Origin of the sequence: Roseburia sp. AF25-13LB (genome assembly GCF_003478915.1) — a bacterium.
GTDB lineage: Bacteria > Bacillota > Clostridia > Lachnospirales > Lachnospiraceae > Roseburia_C > Roseburia_C amylophila.
Genome location: NZ_QUFO01000001.1, coordinates 41,365 through 64,009, shown reverse-complemented (window position 1 = coordinate 64,009; position 22,645 = coordinate 41,365). Strand labels below are relative to the sequence as shown.

At 40.5% G+C, this 22,645-nt stretch carries 22 protein-coding genes and 1 other annotated feature; of the genes, 1 reads left to right on the top strand and 21 read right to left on the bottom strand.

Annotated elements, in window-relative coordinates:
* Positions 1-25: 25 nt before the first annotated feature.
* From DWY37_RS00290 to DWY37_RS00220, 16 genes are all read right to left on the bottom strand, one after another.
* Positions 26-826, bottom strand: a complete 801-nt coding sequence (locus tag DWY37_RS00290; RefSeq protein WP_117698310.1) for a sigma-E processing peptidase SpoIIGA — start codon at positions 824-826, stop codon at positions 26-28.
* A gap of 329 nt (positions 827-1,155) precedes the next feature.
* On the bottom strand, positions 1,156-2,391 hold the full coding sequence (ftsZ, locus tag DWY37_RS00285) for a cell division protein FtsZ (protein ID WP_022243364.1): 1,236 nt from the start codon (positions 2,389-2,391) through the stop codon (positions 1,156-1,158).
* 156 nt (positions 2,392-2,547) lie between these two features.
* Complete coding sequence (locus DWY37_RS00280; protein ID WP_117698311.1) at positions 2,548-3,297, bottom strand: cell division protein FtsQ/DivIB; 750 nt, start codon at positions 3,295-3,297, stop codon at positions 2,548-2,550.
* 3 nt (positions 3,298-3,300) lie between these two features.
* Positions 3,301-4,422 carry a putative lipid II flippase FtsW gene (gene ftsW, locus DWY37_RS00275; RefSeq protein ID WP_117698312.1) on the bottom strand — a complete coding sequence of 374 codons (1,122 nt, stop codon included), beginning with the start codon at positions 4,420-4,422 and terminating at the stop codon, positions 3,301-3,303.
* 6 nt (positions 4,423-4,428) lie between these two features.
* Positions 4,429-5,790, bottom strand: a complete 1,362-nt coding sequence (murD, locus tag DWY37_RS00270) for a UDP-N-acetylmuramoyl-L-alanine--D-glutamate ligase (RefSeq protein WP_117698313.1) — start codon at positions 5,788-5,790, stop codon at positions 4,429-4,431.
* Between the two features lie 19 nt (positions 5,791-5,809).
* The gene (gene mraY, locus DWY37_RS00265; RefSeq protein ID WP_118542025.1) at positions 5,810-6,763 is read right to left on the bottom strand and encodes a phospho-N-acetylmuramoyl-pentapeptide-transferase; all 954 of its coding nucleotides are present in this window, start codon (positions 6,761-6,763) and stop codon (positions 5,810-5,812) included.
* Between the two features lie 94 nt (positions 6,764-6,857).
* Positions 6,858-8,663: a peptidoglycan D,D-transpeptidase FtsI family protein gene (locus tag DWY37_RS00260; RefSeq protein WP_243092074.1), complete on the bottom strand. Its 1,806-nt coding sequence runs from the start codon at positions 8,661-8,663 to the stop codon at positions 6,858-6,860.
* 68 nt (positions 8,664-8,731) lie between these two features.
* On the bottom strand, positions 8,732-10,768 hold the full coding sequence (locus tag DWY37_RS00255) for a peptidoglycan D,D-transpeptidase FtsI family protein (protein WP_118542027.1): 2,037 nt from the start codon (positions 10,766-10,768) through the stop codon (positions 8,732-8,734).
* A gap of 20 nt (positions 10,769-10,788) precedes the next feature.
* A complete protein-coding gene (locus DWY37_RS00250; RefSeq protein WP_117698315.1) occupies positions 10,789-11,277 on the bottom strand; it encodes a hypothetical protein in 489 nt (162 codons plus the stop codon).
* A gap of 14 nt (positions 11,278-11,291) precedes the next feature.
* On the bottom strand, positions 11,292-12,239 hold the full coding sequence (gene rsmH / locus DWY37_RS00245; RefSeq protein ID WP_022243372.1) for a 16S rRNA (cytosine(1402)-N(4))-methyltransferase RsmH: 948 nt from the start codon (positions 12,237-12,239) through the stop codon (positions 11,292-11,294).
* Positions 12,240-12,249: 10 nt separating this feature from the next.
* Complete coding sequence (gene mraZ, locus DWY37_RS00240) at positions 12,250-12,681, bottom strand: division/cell wall cluster transcriptional repressor MraZ (protein WP_022243373.1); 432 nt, start codon at positions 12,679-12,681, stop codon at positions 12,250-12,252.
* A gap of 201 nt (positions 12,682-12,882) precedes the next feature.
* Positions 12,883-13,059: a hypothetical protein gene (locus DWY37_RS15740; protein WP_022243374.1), complete on the bottom strand. Its 177-nt coding sequence runs from the start codon at positions 13,057-13,059 to the stop codon at positions 12,883-12,885.
* 103 nt (positions 13,060-13,162) lie between these two features.
* Entirely contained in the window at positions 13,163-13,762 is a 600-nt protein-coding gene (locus DWY37_RS00235; protein WP_118173195.1) for a zinc dependent phospholipase C family protein, read from the bottom strand.
* Between the two features lie 188 nt (positions 13,763-13,950).
* Positions 13,951-14,265 carry a DUF1540 domain-containing protein gene (locus tag DWY37_RS00230; RefSeq protein WP_022243376.1) on the bottom strand — a complete coding sequence of 105 codons (315 nt, stop codon included), beginning with the start codon at positions 14,263-14,265 and terminating at the stop codon, positions 13,951-13,953.
* Between the two features lie 222 nt (positions 14,266-14,487).
* Positions 14,488-16,449 (bottom strand): threonine--tRNA ligase, encoded by a 1,962-nt coding sequence (gene thrS, locus DWY37_RS00225; protein WP_117698317.1) that lies wholly within the window; start codon positions 16,447-16,449, stop codon positions 14,488-14,490.
* Positions 16,450-16,526: 77 nt separating this feature from the next.
* Positions 16,527-16,729: a binding site (T-box leader), on the bottom strand.
* A 93-nt stretch (positions 16,730-16,822) separates the two neighbouring features.
* Positions 16,823-17,323, bottom strand: a complete 501-nt coding sequence (locus DWY37_RS00220; RefSeq protein WP_117841202.1) for an SEC-C metal-binding domain-containing protein — start codon at positions 17,321-17,323, stop codon at positions 16,823-16,825.
* A 191-nt stretch (positions 17,324-17,514) separates the two neighbouring features.
* On the opposite strand from DWY37_RS00220, the gene DWY37_RS16315 reads away from it, so the two are divergent.
* Positions 17,515-17,817, top strand: a complete 303-nt coding sequence (locus DWY37_RS16315; protein ID WP_330408315.1) for a hypothetical protein — start codon at positions 17,515-17,517, stop codon at positions 17,815-17,817.
* Between the two features lie 37 nt (positions 17,818-17,854).
* Here DWY37_RS16315 and rplT read toward each other — a convergent pair whose 3' ends face one another.
* The 5 genes from rplT to DWY37_RS00190 form a co-directional block, all read right to left on the bottom strand.
* Entirely contained in the window at positions 17,855-18,211 is a 357-nt protein-coding gene (rplT, locus tag DWY37_RS00210; RefSeq protein ID WP_022244106.1) for a 50S ribosomal protein L20, read from the bottom strand.
* Positions 18,212-18,235: 24 nt separating this feature from the next.
* On the bottom strand, positions 18,236-18,433 hold the full coding sequence (gene rpmI, locus DWY37_RS00205; protein WP_022244105.1) for a 50S ribosomal protein L35: 198 nt from the start codon (positions 18,431-18,433) through the stop codon (positions 18,236-18,238).
* A gap of 22 nt (positions 18,434-18,455) precedes the next feature.
* On the bottom strand, positions 18,456-18,950 hold the full coding sequence (gene infC / locus DWY37_RS00200; protein ID WP_022244104.1) for a translation initiation factor IF-3: 495 nt from the start codon (positions 18,948-18,950) through the stop codon (positions 18,456-18,458).
* A 238-nt stretch (positions 18,951-19,188) separates the two neighbouring features.
* The gene (locus DWY37_RS00195) at positions 19,189-20,829 is read right to left on the bottom strand and encodes a MutS-related protein (protein ID WP_117841203.1); all 1,641 of its coding nucleotides are present in this window, start codon (positions 20,827-20,829) and stop codon (positions 19,189-19,191) included.
* A gap of 12 nt (positions 20,830-20,841) precedes the next feature.
* Positions 20,842-22,644: a hypothetical protein gene (locus DWY37_RS00190; protein WP_118173196.1), complete on the bottom strand. Its 1,803-nt coding sequence runs from the start codon at positions 22,642-22,644 to the stop codon at positions 20,842-20,844.
* Position 22,645: the final 1 nt, after the last annotated feature.

Below are 22,645 nucleotides of genomic sequence, written 5' to 3'. Positions count from 1 at the left end.
TTTCCTCTCTTATTCACATTCCATCCTATAGCAGATGGCAATTTAAAATCATCTGATATTCCTTCTTTTGAAACAACGATGGACTTCCAAGTGCAATCACCGCCTGTAAAATCTGCCGCTCTTTTTTTCCTTCTTTAATATAAAGTTCTTCTACGGTAAGTGCTTCTACCAAGCCGTTTTTCTCTCCCATACTGCTAAATGGCAACAGTCGTACTACCGGCTCATCTTCCCGGAAAATCGGCATCAGAAGCTCTTTATCTATGATACTGACCGGTTTTCCCACATAGGGGTCGATCAGCAGATTTCCGGTATCATAATAGGCTTCTAACAGCAATTCATGTTCATGATAGCAAAGACGCACCTGATAAAGATGCCGGCTTCTCTCCTTTCTGCTGCGCCATATTATGGATGCTGACACAGCAATTCCCGCCGTCAGCACCATTGCCAGATAAAAATGCTGCCCATAAAAAAGGCTCTTATTGAGCCACTGCATGCAGCCTCCTGTCAGAATCGAAAACAAAAAACAGCCAAGCCAGTTTTTTATCAGAAAAGCGACTCTTTGTGTCGTATGTTTCCTCGTAAAAAATGCAATCATAACCATGCCAAGCGGAACCGGTACATACATAATCAGCCGATACAATCTATAGGATGAAAGCATCAGAAAACAAATGACTCCCATACCACTTCCAAATAAGGCAGCAAGCAGTATCCTGCCCTTATGTATGAGATTCCGCAAAAAAATGCCTGTCAGGAACAGATTCAGCATATCCATCAGGAAATTATTGACAAAAAGAACATCTAAATATATCTCATAAATACATGCCACCTCCCTTCCTTTCCTGCATTATACAAACTTTCCTCTGCATATTTTGTCAAAACAGATGCCGCCATTCTTTCATTTCATTGACAGAATCCGACTGCCCGGCAGGGAAGTTGCAAAAGAAACGTAATGCACTCTGCAAATCTTACCTACAGAAGCTGCCACCGGCAGCTTCTTACGGATGCCTGACAACGCAAAAAACGCTTAGAACAATGGCTGTCACCAGTATCTGGTACATTTCAAATGTTCTAAGCGTCGTATCATACAGGAACTTCAAATTCCTTTTCTACTCTTACACTATAATTTTATTGCTATCCTTTTCAAAATGATAGTTCTTATTTTTTGGTACTCTTTAAGAACTCCGGAATTTTAATATCCTTCTCATGAACAGTGCTTTCCGGTCTCTTTGGTTTGGTAATTCCAATAAATGGAGAAGCTGCCGGAGCCGGCTGCTGTGCAGCAGTCTGTCCCAGAGTAGATGTTGCTCCGAAACTGCTGTTGGTTGTAACATTAGCAGTACGGTTTACAAGTCCGGAATTAATGACCGGTCTGGTGGTTGCTGCTGTATTTGGATATTTCAATCCGGACATAAGATTAGAAGATGCAGTGGTTTTTGCTGCATTCTCTTCCAGTCCTGTTGCAATTACAGTAATCGTTGCAGCATCTGTCATAGTCTCATCATATTTTGCACCAAAGATAATATTTGCATTATCGCCGGCAAGATCTTCTACATAGCTTGCTGCATCATTGGCATCCATAAGAGAAATATCACCGGAAATATTGATAATAACATGGCTTGCTCCATTGATAGTTGTCTCAAGCAATGGACTGGTAACAGCCAGTTTGACTGCCTCAATTGCCTTATCATCACCCTTAGCCATACCGATACCGATATGTGCAAGACCCTTGTCCTTCATAACAGTCTGAACATCTGCGAAGTCAAGGTTAATCAATGCCGGCATATTAATCAGGTCTGTGATTCCCTGAACCGCCTGCTGAAGCACCTCATCTGCTTTCTTTAATGCATCCGGGAAGGTTGTTCTGCGGTCTACAATCTCTAATAATTTATCATTTGGAATTACAATCAAGGTATCTACATTCTCACGAAGCTTGTCAACACCGCTTAAAGCATTTACCATTCTTGCTTTTGCTTCAAATTTAAACGGCTTAGTTACAACACCAACGGTAAGAATTCCCTGATCCTTTGCAATCTTTGCCACAACAGGAGCTGCTCCTGTACCGGTTCCGCCACCCATACCACAGGTTACGAATACCATATCTGCACCTTCAATAGCTGCTGACAACTCTTCCATACTCTCTTCTGCAGCTTTGGCTCCAACCTCCGGCTGTGCTCCTGCTCCAAGTCCTTTGGTAAGCTTCTCACCAATCTGAATCAACGTAGGTGCTTTACATAAAAGTAATGCCTGTTTATCGGTATTTACTCCAACAAACTCAACACCACCAATATTTTCATCAATCATTCTATTTACTGCATTATTACCTGCACCACCAACACCAATTACAATAATTTTAGCACTGGATTCTGCTTCTGTTGTTTTAATTTCAAGCAAGGTAGTTCCTCCTTCTCTCCCTCATTCTATATGTAATCTATGAGAAATCTGCTTTACAGATTTCTCATAAAAAGTATGCCTTTATTTACTCATATACTCTATCATATAATTTTTCGTAAAAATAATCAACCTATATTTTCTGTTTTTTTGAAAAAATTACGCCGTCTTTTCAAAAGTAATATCTGTGGTATCTTCTGTCCAGTCTTCCAGATGAAGAATGCCTGTAAGTCCTTCCAGATTTGGCATAATTTTCTCCATACGAACTACTTTTTCCGTAAGGCTGGTTGCCTGTCCAAGATTCACCGTAATCGTTCCGTACTGCAGGGTTACATTTCCCTGGTCATCATAATTGATGGTATCCGGAACCAGATTATACTTCTTTAAGGTCTGGGTTACTGCCAGCAAATCCTTTAGGGTATCTTTTCCGCTTACGTCAAGCTTTTCATAAAGTACTGCTTCCCCACAAGTCAGTCCGGTAATCTGCGGTACTCCTTCGATGACATCTGTAGACATTTCCACTACAAAGCCATCTTTGTCAAAATAGACATTCTGTCCCAGGGAATCCATATATAAGTAGCCCAGCAGTCCTTTTTCATATACTTCTACATGAAGGGTATGCGGTGATTTGACACTCACCTCCATCGTATCAATAAACGGAACTTCCTGTGTATCAAAGAAACGATATTTAAAATATACATATAATGTATTCCAGGAATAGTCATCATTTAAGACCCATTCCTTAATCTGCTCATCACTGTATAATTTATTGCCTTCTACTTCGACATTTTTTACGGTAAATACCTTGATTACAATGAGTGCTGCCAGTGCCAGAATCAACAGTGTAGTCAGAAATCCAATCAGGATATGTTTTCTTCTTCTCTTCTTTCTGCGTTCTTCTCGTATCATATCCTATCCCTCCAACTGAATTCCTCTGGAAACACTTAACGCAAGTCCCATTTCTGCTAAGAGGAATGATGCCGAAGTACCACCATAACTGATAAAAGGAAGTGTGATACCGGTATTTGGAATACTGTTGGTTACAACGGCGATATTAAGGATTACCTGAATGGCAATGTGAGCCATAATACCAACCACCAGCAATGCACCATATAAATCTTTCGCATTATTGGCAATTACCATAAAACGCCACAGCATTAAGATAAACAGCAAAATCAGGCAGATTGCTCCGAATAATCCAAGCTCCTCACAGATGATGGAAAATACCATATCATTCTGCGCTTCCGGTACGAACCCAAGCTTCTGCATACTGGCACCAAGTCCTTTTCCAAAAAGTCCTCCAGAACCAATGGCATATAAGCCCTGCATGGTCTGATAACCTTTATCATAATTCTCCGGATGGAGCCAGATTTTGATACGTTCTGCACGATAGCTTGCCAGTACAATAAAGACTGCTCCGAAAGCGAATACTGCGATTGCCATTCCCACAAACTGCGCATATTTCGGGCTTGCCACGAACGCCATTGCCACTGCGATACCCACAATGATAATCGCGGTACTTAAGTTCGTATAAGCAACCGGTCCAACCAGCGGAAGCAGTAAAACCATTACCTTCATCAGTTCCTTCAGATCGCCAATCTTCTTTTGCATGCGGCTGATTACCGTTGCAAGAAAAATAATGACAGCAAGCTTTGCAAACTCAGATGGCTGGAAAGAAAGCGGACCAAGGCGGAACCATCTGGTAGAACCATTTCCATTCGATCCTAAAAAGATAACGGAAACGCACAGTAAAAATGCGCCTATGTATGCCACACCATACAGTCTCTTCCACACATGATAATCAATCTTGGAAATCACAAACATGGCAACAAATCCAAGGCAGCATGCAAATGCCTGCCGCTTTAGATAATGAGTTCCATCGCCATACTCAATCTGTGCATTATAAGAACTGGTGCTGTACAGCATAACCAGACCAAAACACACTAAGAAAATAATAACAAACAAAAGTGTATAGTCAAAATATTTAATTGTCTTTTCTTTTGTGCCTGATTTTCTTCCCGGTCTGCGGCCCATAAATCACTACTCCTTTAAATTGCGCACCAAATCCTTAAATATTCTTCCTCGTTCTTCGTAGCTTTTAAACATATCCCAGCTTGCACATGCCGGTGATAATAATACGGCATCACCGGAAACTGCATTGTCATAGCAGATATTTACGGCCTCTTCGAGACTGTCTGCGAATACATACTCTGTAAATCCATGTCTCTTTGCACAGTCTGCAATCTTCTCTTTTGTTACTCCGATTAATACTAATTTCTTTACTTTACCATCGAAGCTTTCTATCCATTCATCATATTCAGACTGCTTATCATAGCCACCGCCAATGAGAAGTGTCGGACGGTTCATTGCCTGAATTCCCTTAATCGCTGCATCCGGGTTTGTTCCCTTAGAATCGTTATAGAATTTTACGCCACGTTTCTCCGTAACATATTCAATTCTATGCTCTACTGCCTGGAACTCACGCAGTGTTTTTACAATGACATCCATCGGTACTCCGATACTTATGGTCATGGCAACTGCCGCCATAACATTTTCATAATTATGGGTTCCAAGAATATTTAGCTCATTGACATCAATGACTTCTTCCTCTTTGCCCTCAGAGACATAAATAATCTTCTCACCATTTAAATAACATCCATTCTGTACCGGCTTTTTACTGTCAAACCAGAGCACTTTCATGGATAAGGATTCCCCAAATTTGCGAAGTACTTCATCCTCATAATTTAAGACGCAGACATCGTTTGCTTTCTGATTCTTTGTAATGTCCTCTTTTGCCTTAATATAATTTTCCATGGTATGATGACGGTTCAGATGATCCGGTGTAATATTTAAAATAGCAGATACATCCGGAGCAAAATCTACAATTGTCTCTAACTGGAAACTGCTGATTTCTGCTGCTGTTACCGTTTCTTCTGTGGTATCTGCCGCTACCGATGTATATGGAATTCCAATATTTCCTACGACTTTTACATCCTTAAAGTAATTGGATAAAATTTCTCCCACCAGTGTAGTGGTTGTCGTCTTGCCATTCGTTCCTGTAATTGCAAGGATTTTTCCTTTTGCCACCTGATAAGCAAGCTCAATCTCACCAATAATCGTAATTTTCTTATCACGCATGGCATTTACCAATGGTAAATCGGTTGGAACACCCGGACTTAACACAACAAAATCCAGTTTATCCATCACTTCTTCCGGAAGGGTGCCCACATAGATTTCTGCCTTGGCAAAGCTCTCCGATTTTTCTTTGATTTCTGCTACACTCTGCTTTTCATTTCCTTCAAAAACGAAAATATTCGCATTCTGTTTTTCTAACAGCTCTGCTGCAGCAATTCCACTTTTCCCAGAGCCAAATACCAGTACATTTTTCTCCTGAAATTCCATTTTATTCACTCCTGTCTCTTTATAATCCAATCAATGCAACCAGACATAAGATTGCTGTTACAATTGAAAATACTGCCACTACCCTGGTCTCTGACCAGCCACCTAATTCAAAGTGGTGATGAATCGGAGCCATACGGAAAATTCTCTTTCCACCTGTTTTTTTAAAATAGGTTACCTGAATGATAACAGATAATACTTCTACCAGATAAATCAGTCCCACAATCAGAAGGAAAATTGGCATCTGAAGCATATATGCGGTAGCTGCCACAAATCCACCCAGTGCAAGAGAACCGGTATCTCCCATAAATACACTTGCCGGATATACATTAAACAGAAGGAAGCCCATCAATGCACCTACTACAGCACAAGTAATCGGTTCGATTCCGCTGTTGGTTCCCACTGCAACTACAGTAAAGAAGGTTGCTACGATAATGGTTACGCTGGTAGCAAGACCATCTAAGCCATCGGTAAAGTTGACTCCGTTTACAGTTCCGATTACTGCAAAATACATGACCGGAATTGCAAGCCAGCCAATATTCCAGTATTTTCCACCGGAAAATGGAAACAGCATCGTAAGGGAAACATCTGAAAACTTCACCATGTATACCACAAAAACAGTGGTCACTACAAGCTGGCATAACATTTTCTGCCATGCAAGCAGTCCATCCGACCGTCTCAGTACAACCTTCAAATAATCATCTAAAAATCCAATTACGCCAAATCCTACTACCATAAAGAGAATCGGAATAATCTTCGGATAATCTTTTACATAAATCAGACTGGTTACAATAATACTTGCGATAATCATCAATCCACCCATGGTAGGGGTTCCCATTTTCTTCTGATGGGATTCAAGCTCTTTCCGCTCCGTCTGACCAACTTTCAATCTTCTTAAAAAAGGAATTACGACCGGTCCTAATAATGCGCTCACTGCAAAAGCGATAATAACCGGAAGAATAACATGATATGTCATAACTGCACCTCTTTTTATTTTCTTTTTGTATATCATTTCAACTTATCTAGTATACGTTATTTAGAGATTTCCTGCAAGATATCTTCCCAAAGTTTCACGGATTTTCCTGAATTTCCGCATCTTCTGTAACCGGTGCCTGCTCAATGCCAAGATATGGCAAAATATTGGAAAACAAATCCCGGCAGACCGGTGCTGCTATGGTTCCACCATAATAAACGCCTTGTGGATTATTGATAATAATTAAGGCAAGTACCTGTGGATCGTCAGCCGGAGCAAAGCCTAAAAAAGAAGAAATATACCTTTTTTCACTACGTGGAAGCGTCTGGGACGTTGCGGTTTTGCCGCCAATAGAAAAGCCTTCAAGAGCCGCATTCTTTCCACTGCCCTCAGATACTACTTTTTCCAGCAAATAGCGCATGGTGGTGGAAGTTTCTTCGCTTACAATATGTTCCTTTTGTCCGTAGACAAAAGTATGTGTCACTTCTCCTTCTGCATTTTTCGTCTCCACGCCAAAATGCGGCGTCACACGGTTTCCTCCATTTATAATAGAGGAAACCGTAGTTGCAAGCTGAATCGGTGTAATCTGGAAGGACTGCCCAAAGGACATGGTTGCAAGCTCCACCTGACCGATATTTTCTCTTTTATGCATAATGGTGGATGCTTCCCCCGGTAAATCTATATTTGTCCTGGATAATAAACCAAACTGTTCAAAATAATCGCAGAAGCGGTCGGAACCGATACGAAGTCCGATTTCTATGAATACCGGGTTGCAGGAATTCATAATGCCATGGGTAAAATCCTCTGCCCCATGCCCTCCCACTTTATGGCAGCGGATTCTCCTGTCCTCCACAATCTTATATCCCGGACAGTTAAACTGGTCAGAAAGACTTACTTTTCCCTCCTCCAAGGCTGCGGATGCTGTTATTATCTTAAAAGTGGATCCCGGTTCATAAGTGTCATTGATGCACTGGTTTCTCCACATTTTATTTAAAGCATCCTGCTTCTCCTCTTCGCTCAATTCCGTGTCATTCTCCGTATTTAAGGCAAAAGGTTCATTGAGATTAAACTCCGGTTCATTTACCATGGCAAGAATTTCGCCGTTCTGTGGGTTCATCACAAGGATGCTGACACTATCTGCCTGTTTTTCCTCCCGCACCTTTACTGCCGCCTGCGCTGCATACATCTGGATATTATAATCAAGACTTAAATAAAGGTCATCTCCTTCTACCGGCTCACTCCGCCGCTCTCCGGCATTTTTTATCTCTACGCCTCTGGCATCTGTCAATGTAAGTATCTTTCCATTGATGCCCTCCAGATATTCATCATATTTTACTTCTATTCCGATAATTCCCTGATTGTCCCCGCCAGTAAATCCGATTACTTTAGAAGCCAGTTCATTATAAGGATAATACCGTTTATAATCTTCATCGATCTTCACGCCCGCCAGTTCATAAGATCGAATCGCATCTCCGGTTTCTTTCTCCACATTCGTCTTAATCCGTTCAATGGAACTAACCTTCTCTACCCGCTTCCGCACTGTCTCTTCTGACATGCCAAGCTCTTTTGTTAAAACTGCAATTACCTTTTCCGGGTCTTCTATCTGGCTGTGAATCACAGAAATCGTACATACCGTCTTATTTTCTGCTAAAACCACACCATTTCTGTCATAAATATTTCCTCTTGCCGCCTTGATATCCCTTTCTCTTTCATGGAGATTCTCCGCCCGGACCCCATAGTATTCTGAACAGAATATCATAAGATACACCAGTCGTCCCATCAGAAATACCATCAGCAGTAATACTGCCACAAAAATAATCATAATTTTTCGTCGGTTAAAGGTTTTATTCCGATAGATGCAAAATCTGTTTTCTTCTTCCTCCTGCATTTTTTGCTGAAACATAAAAACATAACCTCATAAAAGCAGTTATTATAATCTATTACAACTTTTACAAGGTTATGTTGTTTTCTCTATTGTGCTACATCCTGTGGCTGTAAACCATCCTCCGGTGGTACTGTTTCCTCTGCAATATCCGGTGTCTGGTCTACCATAGAATCCTCCGGTGCAGAATCCGGAACATCTGTTGTTCCATCTGTCGGTGCTTCTGCCGGGTCTGTCTCTTCTGTTACAACAATGTCCTTATCCGGATAAATATTAAGATAAGGCAGTGTCTCTTCGAAAATTCCCTTTGCGATTTCCTGTGCAAAGGTACTGTGAAACTCTTCTTCTGCGTTTGGTTCGTCTACTACTACATATACCAAAAGCTGCGGATTGTCTACTGGTGCAAAACCGATAAAAGAAACCAGATAATTTCCCTGTCCTCGAGGAAGCTTCTGTGCTGTTCCGGTCTTTCCACCCATGGAGTATCCCGGCACTTTTGCATATTTTCCGGTACCATCGGAAACCGTTGCATAAAGATACTGTTTTAATAATTCACTGGTAGATGAAGACACTGTTTTCTTTAACAAGGTTCCATTGTCTTCCTGTATGACATTCCCATTTTCATCTGTTATTTTCTTTACCACATGTGGCTGATAATAGTTACCACCATTAATAATGGAACAAAAAGCACTTGCCACCTGTATCATGGTAACATTAAAGTTCTGTCCAAAGGAATTGGTAGCCAGGTTAATGGTGCTTAGCTGGTCTTCGGTATAAATTAAGGAATCGGTTCTAGCTTCTCCCGGTAAATCAATGTTTGTCTTGGTACCAAAGCCGAAAATCTGCTGATACTTAGAGAAATTCTCAGGTCCGATATCATAAGACATCTGCATCAGGGCATCATTACAGGAATTCTTTAAGGCATCTTCTACTGTTTCAAGTCCATGTCCGTTGGTATTTACACAGTGAATATCATGACCGGAAATCGTCTCGTATCCATCACAGATAAAAGTACGGTTCGGGTCTATAGTTCCGGTATCCAGACCACAGGCTACGGTAAAAGGTTTTACGGTAGAGCCCGGTTCATAAGTATAAGTAATGCAGAAATTAGACCATAACTGGTTTAAAGCATCCAGTTCTGCATCGTCATCCATAGCATCAATTTCTTCCTGGGTATAATAGGCAGACAAATCCCTTGGATTACTACTGTCATAATTTGGATAATTTGCCATGGCAAGCACTTCAGCATTCTGGGGATTCATTACAATAACTCCCACATGTTTACTTCCAGCACCTTCTCTTGCTGCATCCCTGTATTCTTCTTCAAATGCAGCAATCTTATCTTCTACGATTTTCTGGATATTTGCATCAATGGTCAGTGTAACATCATTACCATTCTGGGCATCGATTACTGTCTTCTCAAAATTACTGTCAGAATTCAGATAACCATATTCTCTTCCGTTGGTTCCATTCAGAACACTGTTATAGGAATTTTCCACTCCATTCATTCCCAGATTACCGCTGGTAGTAAATCCTACTACCGCACTGGCTAGAGAACCATATGGATATTCTCTCTGGTATTCTTTTTCAAACCAGACTCCATTAATTTTTCCTTTTTTCTCTGCATCGCTGCTCTTCTTATCGGAAGCTTCCTTTTCCGCCGCCTGCATATCTTCAAACGCCTGAATCTCTTCATAGCTTAATTTCTTTGCCAGAACATTGTACTGGCTCTTTGGCTTATCCGTAATCAGATTACGTAAATCGGTTTCATTCAGCTGTGGGAAACAGGTTATCAGTGCATCGATGGTCGGGTCAATATCTGCCGAATCACTGTTTAATACCTTACAGTCTAATATCACATTGTATACATCCACGCTGGTTGCCAGTATCGTTCCCTTGCAGTCTGTAATATTTCCACGCTGATAAGGAATGACCGTACTGTCATATTTCTGCTGGGATAATACTTTCTTTTCGTATTTCTTTCCACTGGTGTGTTCAATATACATCAATCTTACAATTAATCCCAACAAAAGTAGTGCTATTATTACAAACAGCACTACAAGTTTCTTTTGCATTTTCTTACTAAATTTTGCTATTTTCTTTCCGCCGCGTCTCTTTCCTGCCATTTTACCACCACGTTTGTTTCCTACTTATTCGGAATATCCTCAAACTGATTCATATAATCTTCTTTATCAACCGTATAATGTATAATCTGGTCCGGTCCCGCATAGCTCATGCCAAGCTGGTTCATTGCTATATCCTTGATGGTTGAAAGATCTACTGCTGTCTCGATTCTTTTTTCTGCCGCATCATTATCTGCCTTTAATTCAGCTACCTGGCTTTCTAATGCAGAAATTGTCTTTAAATGCGTTGTAATTCCAGACTGCAGACGGATATACAGTACTGCTGCCACACACATAACCAGCAGCGATACAGATAAAAATGCCACATAACCCAAATCCATATGCGCTGACTTCTCCTGATTCTTCTGCGCCATACGTCTGTTGCGCTGTCTGATTTCCTCCCGCTGCTTTTCTTCCTGTTCTCTGCGGTAATCCGGTGCAGCTTCTAATTTACGGACAGTGTTTCCATCTATGTAAGTCCGTGTTCGATAATTTCTTCTTGTCTTCTCCATTTTCACGTCTCTCCCTAGTCATTGATATGCCGTTCAAATACTCTTAATTTTGCGCTTTTTGCTCTCGGATTCTCTTCCATTTCAGATTTCGTTGGAAGAATCGGTTTTCTAGTGATTACTTTTCCTTTTGGTTTCTTGCCACATACACACACCGGAAATTCTTTCGGACAGGTACATGGATTTTCATTTTTGCGAAAGATGTTCTTTACAATTCTGTCTTCCAGGGAATGGAAGGTAATGATACAGATTCTTCCATCTTCCTCTAAAAGGTCTATCATCTCATCCAGGGTATCCGATAAGACTTCCAGTTCACGATTCAGTTCAATACGAATTGCCTGAAACGTTCTCTTTGCCGGATGTCCGCCAGTACTCTGTACTTTCATCGGTATGGATGCCCGGATAATTGCGGTCAGTTCTCCGGTTGTCTCAATTGGTTTCTTTGCCCGGGCTGCAACAATATGCTTTGCAATATTCTTTGCGAACCGGTCTTCCCCATAGTCTCTTATGATACGATACAGCTCTGATTCACTGTAATCATTTACAATATCTTTTGCCGTTAATGTCTGACGCTGATCCATTCTCATGTCCAGTGGTGCATCTTCCTCCCGGTAGGTAAATCCACGCTCCGGTGTATCTAACTGAAAGGAAGATACTCCCAGATCAAGAAGGATTCCATTTACCTTCGTCACTCCGATACGGTTCAATTCTTCTTTCATATTGCAGTAATTGCTGCGGATTATGGTTACTTTATCAGAATAATCCTTTAACCGCTCACTGGCTGCTGCAATTGCATCTTCGTCCTGGTCAATTCCTATCAGCCTTCCGTTCTCATTCAGCCTTTTTACAATTTCGGAAGAATGTCCCGCTCCACCGAGCGTTCCGTCTACATAAATTCCGTCCGGGCGAATATTCAGATTGTCTATGGTCTCATGCAAGAGAACCGATGTGTGTTTAAATTCCATGTTCACTCCTTTAGATACTCAAGCCAAGTTCTGCCATGTGTTCTGCAACTTCATCCATGTCATCATAAGTATTGGTATCCTGCCATCTGTTCTTGTCCCAAATCTCAATTCGCTTTAAGACTCCGACTGATACGACTTCTTTCTCTAATCCGGCAAATTCTCTTAACACTGCCGGAAGAAGAATTCTTCCCTGCTTGTCCACTTCACAGGTTGTTGCTCCTGCAAAGAAGAAACGTGAGAATTTTCTTGCATCTTTTGAGGTAAGTGGTACGTTGCGGAATTTTTCTTCAATGTTCTGCCATTCTTCATTTGGGTACACAAAAAGACACCCATCCAAACCCTTCGTTACTACAAACTCATCACCGAGCTGTTCTCTGAATTTGGAAGGAACAATCATTCTGCCCTTGGCGTCTATGTTGTGACTGTACTCTCCCATGAACATTGTCAAACACCTCAGTCCGGTTGCTATTTATCCACAAAGTTATCAACTTATCCACCACTTTGTGCCATTTTCAACCACTTTCCTCCACTTATGAATACATATTACCCCACTTTTGGGAAAAAATCAATATACTACACATAAAAATGCACAAAAAAAAGAAGCACATTTCTCAATGTACTTCTTTCCACTTACTCTTTACTTTTATCTTATTGGTACAAGTTCTTTTTGCTCACATAGCGATACATAGTTCTCAATCAGTCTGTCCACTTCCAGGCTCAGGTCATAGCATTCATCCATACTTTTCGCTCGTTCCAGTGCTTCATCCAGTCGGATTCTTGCACGTTCAATCGCAATGCGAAGTGCTTCCCTTTCATCCATAAGCATTTCTCCTATGCTGTGTCCCATCTCTGTGTTGTTCTTTGTAAATTCATTTTACTCTGCTCATCACCAAAAATCAAACAAAATATAACATCTTTTTTCGTCAATATTCGACAGCAAGCGGCATTTTTTCCTTATGCTGTGTTTTATAAAACAAATCGGCAATGGCCTCCACCAGCATCCGGTTGGTTGCTACTATATTCCGAATATCTGTTTCTATATTAATTTTTCTTCCAAGATACTGTTTATGCCTCTCTAAAATATATTCATACAGTGCCTCTGCATCAGGAAAATCAGCCTGCACTTTTTCCCCTGCTTCCATATTCCGGCTCATGATATAATTTTTAAGGCTTCGCTTCAATTGTTCTTCATAGGAACAATGATCCTTTAAGTTTCCCGGATAAATCTTGTTATGCGGATAAGTAAAATAATCAGCTACATAATGCGTTACCTGCCCGAGATTCATATAATACCGGCGTTTACGGGTCAGTTTCCCCTGCTGTTTACCGAAAATCAATTGATTCACCATCTTTTTCACATCCGGAAACGTCCCATTGATTTCATGTTTCTTATATACAAAAGATGGTTTGCAATCCGGCAGGATGCTGCCAATATAAAAAGACAGTCTATGTTTCTTAAGTTCTTCATCCTCTGTATTCTTTGCAATATAACGTGCCAGCAAAATATGTGACTTTTTTCTCATTTGCTTCCTCCTGTTTACCATCTACACCTTACACATTACTTCTGCTTTATTTATGCTTCAATCACATTATACTTTCTTTCATCTCATTTACAATAGTATTTTTCTTAAGATTCTTCTAAATTTCTGTGTCCAATCTGTTAAGAGTAGACACAGAAATATTTTGCTAAAACTTACTGATATTCCACTTTTTAGGAACAACAGAAGCTGGCACACTCTGTTTCCATACAGGTACAGGCATTCGTTCCGGCTACCTGGATGTCTTTTGCATGACATTTTCTTCCTTCATTGAATTTACAGTTTACTGCCTCACAGGTAACATCGCTCATCTTCGGCGGTTTACCGGTCGAATTGGCACATCCACAGTTTTTCTTCTCTTCAAAACTTCCACAGCTTGTCTCGCTGTTGCGGTTTGCATGTGCACCCTCTACCGTAATATTTCCACGGCAACAGCAATCATCTTTCTGGAAACTGCAGCTTCTTACAGAACATTTTAATTCTGTCACAAAAATCATCTCCTTTCTTTCGTTACATGTTTAGTATCTCCAAAGGAAATCTTTTTATGTTACCAACTTCATGTAAAAAAGAATGTATCTTGACACATTCTCGTGCCTGCGGCGGCCGCTTTCCTGTAAAGCAAAAAAGACTGTTGTCCGGTGCAAATGCCAGCAACAGTCTTTTTAAATCCATATAAATAATAAAATTAAAAATTAGATTTTATTGCATTTTTATTTTTCTTCTGCAACTTCTTCCTTACGGATTTCCTTTGTACGAATCTCTTCGCAGATTGCATCAATGAATTCTCCTAAAGGTTTTACACCTTCATCTCCTGCAAAACGGCTTCTTACGGATACGGTTCCGTCCTCTGCCTCCTGCTGACCAACTACCAGCATGTACGGCAGCTTATCCAGTCTTGCTTCACGAATCTTGAATCCGATTTTCTCAGAACGGTTATCAACCGTTACATCTACATCATGAGCTGCTAATTCTTTTCTTACCTGCTCTGCATAGTCTGCATATTTTTCAGAAATCGGCAATACTCTTACCTGTTCCGGGCAAAGCCAGGTTGGGAATTTTCCTGCATAATGTTCAATCAGCCATGCAAGGGTACGCTCATAACATCCCATGGATGTACGATGGATAATCCAAGGAAGTACTTTCTCACCCTTCTCATCGATATAGTACATGCCAAACTTCTCTGCACTTGCACAGTCAAGCTGGATGGTAACCATGGTATCTTCTTTTCCATATACATTCTTTGCCTGAATATCAATCTTTGGTCCGTAGAATGCAGCTTCCCCATCTGCTTCTGTATACTTGATGCCATTCTTATCCATAACATCACGCAGATACTGCTGGGTACTGTTCCAATATGCTTCGTCGCCCAGATATTTTTCTTTGTTGTTCGGATCCCATTTGGACAGACGGTAAGTAACATCTCCATCGATACCAAGTGTAGTCATTACATAATGGCAAAGTTCAGTACATCTGGTAAGTTCTTCTTCCGCCTGTTCCGGGCAAAGAATAATATGTGCCTCTGTAATAGTAAACTGTCTGACACGGGTAAGTCCATGCATCTCTCCGGAGTCCTCATTCCGGAACAATGTAGAAGTCTCTGACATCCGATATGGCAGATCTCTGTAAGAGTGCTGTTCATTCATGTATACATAATACTGGAATGGACAGGTCATCGGACGCAGTGCCATTGTCTCTTTGTCGTCGCTGTCCTTATTTAAAATGAACATTCCATCCATGTAGTGATCCCAGTGTCCGGAAATCTTATAGAGGTCGCTCTTTGCCATCAGCGGAGTTCTGGTACGTACATAACCCCACTCTTTATCCTCTAAGTCTTCTATCCAACGCTGCAGTTTCATAATCATCTTGGTTCCCTTTGGTGTAAATAAAGGAAGTCCCTGTCCGATAACATCAACAGTGGTAAATAACCCCATTTCACGGCCAAGTTTGTTATGGTCACGGCGTTTGGCATCTTCTAATTTCTCTAAGTATTCTTTTAACTCTTCCTTCTTATTAAAAGCAGTACCATAAATTCTCTGTAATCTTGCTTTGTCAGAATTACCTCTCCAATATGCCATGGAAGATGATGTCAGCTTAAATGCCTTTACGCCCTTGGTTGTCATCAGATGTGGGCCAGCACATAAATCTACGAAGCCGCCCTGGTCATAGAAAGAAATTTCTTCTCCCTCTGGTAATTCTTCAATCAGTTCTACTTTGTATGGTTCATTACGTTCCTGCATGAATTTGATTGCTTCCTCTCTTGGAAGTGTGAATCGTTTTAATTCATGACCCTCCTTGATAATCTTCTTCATCTCTGCTTCCAGATTATCGAGGTCTTCTCTTGAAAATGGGGCATGATCAAAATCATAATAGAATCCATCTTCAATTGCCGGTCCGATCGTAATCTTGGCATCCGGGAATAATTTTTTTACCGCCTGAGCCAGCACATGGGATGCAGTATGGCGGATTACCTTTAATCCTTCTTCATCACTTGCTGTTATAATATTTAAATTGCAGTCCTTGTCAAGAACGGTTCGTAAATCCACCACTTCTCCGTCTACTTCACCGGCGCATGCAACTCTTGCAAGGCCTTCGCTGATATCTGCTGCAATATCATAGACTGATTTTGCTTCACTGTACTCTTTTACTGAGCCATCTTTTAATGTGATTTTCATGTTCAAGTCTCCTTTTCTTATTATATTAGTATTAATAACTGCAAAGTAAAAAAGTCCCTGATGCATAAAATTTATGCATCAGGGACGATACTCTATCGTGGTTCCACCCTGCTTGCTGTACTTATCGTACAACCGCTCATTCTGATGATAACGGAATCACCGGACCGGATTGGGGTCACTCAGAGCTGGTCTTCACATTACACTCCATCAGAATACTCTCACCAGATGTATTCCTCTCTTTGACTTCCTGTCATGCTACTCGTCTCTTCTTTGTTTTGTCCTTTTGACAAAAGCTATTGTATACTCTTTTTTCTGCTATGTAAAGAGTTTTTCTGTGAAATATTTTCCAAATGTTTTCCAAAATATTTTATTCTTATCTTCCGCAGCAGAATTTATATTTCTTTCCACTTCCACAAGGACACGGATCATTTCTTCCGACTTTCTTTCCAACTACAACAGTGCCGGATTTCTTCTGCTCTAAATAAAGCTTTCTCTTGGTATCTGCATCAAAAATTTCATCCCACTGTGGTAATTCATAGAGCCAGTCAGCTTTGGCATCTACCATGTTCTTGTATAATTTTTCTTTATCGAATGCAAGGCTTACCTTGGTATCCTCTTCCATAGTATCAATTGGGTTTGGTGTTACCAGGCTGTCATTGATTCCATCTAAGAATCCAGTCATATCCATAATGCTGAGGTCGTATTTCTCTGCCAGCTCTTTTACAGTTCCTTCTACCTTCTCATCCGGGTTTGCTAAAAGCTTCTCATATACGCCCTTCTCTAACATAAAATATCTCTGCCAGAACTTCTGTAATTTTCCTCTATCTGCCTGCTGATCATAAGCAATCTTCTGCCATTCTTCTAATAATGCCATTGTTCATATCCATCCTTTAATCCATATTTAGTCGTATAACGCTTGTTTCAGTATAGCATATTTTGTGCTTTTTTCAAGTATTTATCCTCTGCAACTTTACATTTTCTGATTGACTATCCGCTGTCAAATGTTAAAATAATGTATATTGCTTTTTTCTAAAAACAGGTCATCAAAGAAAGTTGAGGTCATATATGAAAAAGACAAAACAGATTCTTGCAATTATCGGTGTTGTACTCTTAGTTGCCCTCTATGTTTCCACTCTTGTTTTTGCATTGATTGGAAGCGATTTTGCCACAAACTGTCTTAAGGCTTCCATCTATGCCACTGTGGTTGTCCCGGTTCTTATCTGGGCTTATACCATGGTATACCGCTTACTTAAGAATCATTACTCTTTAAGAGAAGATTTGGATTCCATCAAAAAAGAAGCTTCCGGGCAGGATGCTTCCGCAAAAACTTCAAATGAACCAAACATCAAAAAAGAGGATTGCGAATAACCACAATCCTCTTTTATAACTTGTCCACTTCTTAAAACTAAGCAAGTTTTGTTTTTGCAAGCTCTGCCAATGTTGCAAATCCTTCTGCATCATTTACAGCCATCTCAGCTAACATTTTACGGTTCATATCAACACCAGCTAATTTTAAACCATACATAAATTTGCTGTAAGATAATCCATTCATTCTTGCTGCTGCGTTAATACGGGCAATCCATAACTGTCTGAACTGTCTCTTTCTCTGTTTTCTTCCTGCATAAGAACTTGTTAAGGCTCTCATGACAGACTGTTTTGCTACTCTATACTGTTTGGAGCGTGCTCCTCTGTAACCTTTAGCTAATTTTAATGTTCTATTATGTTTCTTTTTAGCGTTTAAGCCGCCTTTAATTCTTGCCATGTTCTATTCCTCCTTAACCAATTCTTATAAATATGGTAAAATCTTCTTCATATTCTTAACATTTGTTGCATCTGTCATTGCAGGTTTTCTAAGATTTCTCTTAGTCTTAGTTGTTTTCTTTGTTAAGATATGTCTCTTATAAGCCTTGTTTCTCTTTAATTTTCCTGTTCCTGTTAATTTGAAACGTTTTGCTGCTGCTCTGCTTGTTTTCTGTTTTGGCATAATTTATTCCTCCTTAAAATCATTATCTTTTCTCTGCCAGCACCATACCCATGCTTCTGCCTTCCAGCTTTGGTGCTTTCTCCACTACTGCAATATCTGCAAGTGCTTCTGCAAAATCATCCAGAATATGTTTGCTTGCCTGTACATGTGCCATTTCTCTGCCACGGAAACGAAGTGTAACTTTTACTTTATTTCCTTTGGAAATGAACTTTCTTGCGGCATTCATTTTGGTATTCAAATCATTGGTATCGATATTTGGAGAAAGACGAACTTCTTTTAATTCAACCGTTTTCTGTTTCTTACGTGCTTCCTTCTCTTTTCTTGCAAGCTCATATCTGTATTTACCGTAATCGATAATCTTACATACAGGTGGCTTTGCTCCAGGAGCAATCTTTACTAAATCAAGTTCTGCTTCCTGTGCCAGCTTATATGCTTCTCTTGCTGACATGATACCTAACTGTTCACCATCCGCGCCAATCAGGCGGACTTCCTTATCTCTGATTTGTTCATTGATCATTAACTCGCTAATGGTCGTACACCTCCAAAATTAAATTCACCACAGCTTTGCCAGACAACTTTCCGTTTATTTCCGCAAAAAAAGTGGATAGACAGACTATCCACTTCAAAATGATTCGCTCATTGCATACTCATTATAAACACTTAGTCACTTGATTGTGCTAAGGTGAGAGTGGATACTCTACTTTCTTCAACTTGCTTATAGTACCATATGTCATTTCGTTCGTCAAGCATTATTTTTACCGATATTCGCTTCTGATATTTTCCGCCCTCTCAATAATCGTTTCCGGGAACCCGGTAAAGGAAAGCAGGCGGATTGCATTCTGGGAATTTGCCGGTCCCTTCTGCAATTTATAATCAAATACAATATCCGCTTCTCCAAACTCTTCGGAAAAATGATAATTGTCATAACCAATTTTTTCAAGCTCCGTCAATTCCTTATCATGGGATGCCACAATTGCAATGCAGTTATGATGTGCCAGATATTCCATGATTGCTTTTGAAGCTGCAATACGCTCCTGGGTATTGGTTCCTCTTAAGATTTCATCAATAACACAGATAACCAGTTCATCCTCCGACAAAGCATCCAGGATACGTTTTAAATATTTAATCTCTTTGATAAAATAACTGTCACCGGATAAAATATCGTCTCTTACCGCCATGGAAGTAATCATTTTTGCATGAGGCAGGTGCATTCTTTTTGCGGTGCAGGTATGAATGCTCTGTGCCAGTATCACATTAACAGCTATGGTCTTGATAAAGGTTGACTTACCGGAAGCATTGGAGCCTGTGATAATGCAGTTATGCTGAAGTTCCATAGAATTGGTCACTGCTCCATGAAGCAGCGGATGATAAATTTCTTCCATCTCAAGCTGCTTTGCTTCCTCATATTCCGGTACTGTCACAAGAGGCAGACTCTTTCGGAAAGAGCCTGTGCTGACCGCTGCATCCAGTTCTCCTACCACCCGGTAAATCTTAAGATAAGCATCCTGGTTATCCATAAACTGATTCAATACTTTCATATAAGTAAGGATATGCCACTGGGTTACTCCCAGCAGGAAATCCTGCAGCATTTCAAACACATCTCCCATGGCATTTCTGCTCTGGATATTTAGCAGAAATGCCTTCTTATCCATTTTGGCAAATACCGGAAGCAGCGGTGCCAGTTCCTCACATATTTTGTCTTTCCGGTATTCCTGCTCCAGTTCTCGTGCTACCGTAATCAGGTATGCCGCCGTTCCCATCATATGAATCTCCTGGTCAAACTTCAGCCGGACCGTAAAGATATACACCGACAAATTCACAAGAAATACTACCACCAAAGCTGACAGAGCATATATATTATGAAATACGACTGCCGCCACAACAACTACCATCAGCAATATCCGGAGCATCTGATAAACCCAGAGATTTGAAATTGCAAAATCCTCTACTGTCTGGATAAAGGATGGAATATAGTAAGCCTCGTCTCTCTTTCCAAGCTTTGACAAAGTTTCTTCCAGATGATAGCGTTTTTCATCATCTGCTTCACAAAAAGCTATTCTTTTTTCTAAAAGCTCCTCTTCTTCCTTCGTCTGCTTCGCATAATGAAGCTTTGCATATAAAATTTCTTCTCCCATAGTGGAATCACAGTTGTTGATTCTCTGGTACACATCATCCATATTAAGGTCATTCCATGTGACCTCATCCACCTGCTGTGTTCCACCCACAGTATCCAGATAATTTCTTATCAGTTCTCTTTTAAATTCCTTTTTTTCAGGTTCTTTTCCATATTTTTCTTTCAGTGTCCGTTTGCAGCGGTTCTTCCAACTTTCTTTTGTCTTAATTGCTGAATAGGTAAATCCTGCAATCATAATTACTACAAGGATTGCTGCTTCCATTTCTCCGCCTTCCTACTGCATGATTCCAATGGTATCTATCCAGTAAATATTATCTTTATCCATAATTCCATTTACAGTAACGGTATCTCCCTCATGCAGGAAAATCAATTGTTCATTATCAGAAAACTTCTGCCAGTATACCATACCGTCGTCTCCTGCCAGATAAACATAGGTCTCTCCTGCAATCTCAACATACTGCATTTCACTGATTACAAAACTTCTTGTCTCTGTCTCACCTTCCGGAATTGTTTTTCCTTTGGCTGCTGTCTGTGCATTACCTGCAGTGCTGTTGCTGTCCCCGGAAGAATTTTCTGCCTCTTCCGGATTCCCAGTGTTTTCTGTACCGTCACTGCCTGTCATCTTACGATACTTTGCAAAGCACTCATCGAGACTGGCTGCTGTTGTTACCATATTATAAGATTCTACATTTACCATGCCATAAAGCTTCACTATGCCGCTGGCATCTTTTAATACCATGATATAAGTCGGCTGACCATCTACATTAATCAAAGACGGGAAAGATGCACGGTATCCTTTCTCCTGCACTTCTCCTTCTGCAGCAGCCATTGCAGAGCTTTCATCTGCTCCTGCAATACTGTAATAATGTGCTTCTGAAGTCCGCTCATTTACCAGTATAAACCCGATATTGGAGGCATCATCATTGACGGAAGTAACTCCGGTATAAATCCAGATATCCCCGTCTTTGGCAACATAGCCGAAGTTTGCTTCGTAAGATTCCTCATCTCCGTCTTCATCCTCTACTACCGTTTCCGTACATTTCTTACAGCCTTTTTTGCCGAAGATGCTGTTCATAAATCCATTAGATAATTCTCCATACCAGTTATACTGTTCCACCAGAAGATCCCCGTCAAAGACATCATCCATCCAGTTCGGCACTTCTGATGCATCATAATACTGACAGTCTCCGCTGATTGGGTCACAGCTGATTGCACCCTCAACAGTTTCTCCACCAAATAAACCGATGGTGTATTTGTATACACTGGCAATATAGTATGGTTTTCCATCTTCGTCCACTTCAAAATGAAGATTTCCGAAAAGTTTATCCGGGTAATTCATACGGATATGCCTTCTTAAATCCTTGCCAAAGTAAGCAGACGGAACATAAATCATTCCTTCCTTTACCGGAACATACTGTGCCTTCTGTCCTACCGGATCAACAGTTATATAACCCGGAACACCATTTTCCTTATTTCCCATATATTTAAAGAAGCCGGCATACTCTAATGCAGATACTTTCGTTGGTGCCCCCTGATAATCAATCTGTGTGTAGTCTTCCGATACATTATACTGGCTCACCACTTCTGAAAGGCTTCCGATTTCACGATTACCCAGCAGCACTGCACTGTCCGTATCCATTAACGCAATCTTTGATACAGAAGATGCTGTATTAATATCGCTGTTAAAATCACTGTCTTCGATGGTCAGGATATCTGCATATGCCTGTGCATGGAACATTTTGCTGCCATAAAATAAAAGAATCAGGAACAGAATTCCGATTACTCCAACTGCTGCAAAAATACCGTTTACCGGCTTTTCCAGCTTTCCTGCGGACTTACCTTCCGCCTTCCTGGCTGCCGATACCAACGCACCTATTATTCCTAACGGGAATAATATAACGCCTAATACAAACAGCCATAAACCTCTGGAATGAATATTCAGTGCTGGAAGCAGGAGATAATACATCACTGCTACCCATAAAATATAAATAACCGGAAGCACAATGGACAACCCCTTTACATGAGGCAGTTTTACCTGCATTGTTTCAAACTCCATTTTCTTCTTTTTCTTTGCCATA

Coding starts and splice junctions, on each gene's coding strand:
- DWY37_RS00280 (WP_117698311.1), bottom strand. CDS start 3,297: ATGATACGAGAAGAACGCAGAAAGAAGAGAAGAAGAAAACATATCCTG.
- ftsW (WP_117698312.1), bottom strand. CDS start 4,422: ATGGGCCGCAGACCGGGAAGAAAATCAGGCACAAAAGAAAAGACAATT.
- murD (WP_117698313.1), bottom strand. CDS start 5,790: ATGGAATTTCAGGAGAAAAATGTACTGGTATTTGGCTCTGGGAAAAGT.
- mraY (WP_118542025.1), bottom strand. CDS start 6,763: ATGACATATCATGTTATTCTTCCGGTTATTATCGCTTTTGCAGTGAGC.
- DWY37_RS00260 (WP_243092074.1), bottom strand. CDS start 8,663: ATGTTTCAGCAAAAAATGCAGGAGGAAGAAGAAAACAGATTTTGCATC.
- DWY37_RS00255 (WP_118542027.1), bottom strand. CDS start 10,768: ATGGCAGGAAAGAGACGCGGCGGAAAGAAAATAGCAAAATTTAGTAAG.
- DWY37_RS00250 (WP_117698315.1), bottom strand. CDS start 11,277: ATGGAGAAGACAAGAAGAAATTATCGAACACGGACTTACATAGATGGA.
- rsmH (WP_022243372.1), bottom strand. CDS start 12,239: ATGGAATTTAAACACACATCGGTTCTCTTGCATGAGACCATAGACAAT.
- mraZ (WP_022243373.1), bottom strand. CDS start 12,681: ATGTTCATGGGAGAGTACAGTCACAACATAGACGCCAAGGGCAGAATG.
- DWY37_RS15740 (WP_022243374.1), bottom strand. CDS start 13,059: ATGGATGAAAGGGAAGCACTTCGCATTGCGATTGAACGTGCAAGAATC.
- DWY37_RS00235 (WP_118173195.1), bottom strand. CDS start 13,762: ATGAGAAAAAAGTCACATATTTTGCTGGCACGTTATATTGCAAAGAAT.
- thrS (WP_117698317.1), bottom strand. CDS start 16,449: ATGAAAATCACATTAAAAGATGGCTCAGTAAAAGAGTACAGTGAAGCA.
- DWY37_RS00220 (WP_117841202.1), bottom strand. CDS start 17,323: ATGGCATTATTAGAAGAATGGCAGAAGATTGCTTATGATCAGCAGGCA.
- DWY37_RS16315 (WP_330408315.1), top strand. CDS start 17,515: ATGAAAAAGACAAAACAGATTCTTGCAATTATCGGTGTTGTACTCTTA.
- rplT (WP_022244106.1), bottom strand. CDS start 18,211: ATGGCAAGAATTAAAGGCGGCTTAAACGCTAAAAAGAAACATAATAGA.
- rpmI (WP_022244105.1), bottom strand. CDS start 18,433: ATGCCAAAACAGAAAACAAGCAGAGCAGCAGCAAAACGTTTCAAATTA.
- infC (WP_022244104.1), bottom strand. CDS start 18,950: ATGATCAATGAACAAATCAGAGATAAGGAAGTCCGCCTGATTGGCGCG.
- DWY37_RS00195 (WP_117841203.1), bottom strand. CDS start 20,829: ATGGAAGCAGCAATCCTTGTAGTAATTATGATTGCAGGATTTACCTAT.
- DWY37_RS00190 (WP_118173196.1), bottom strand. CDS start 22,644: ATGGCAAAGAAAAAGAAGAAAATGGAGTTTGAAACAATGCAGGTAAAA.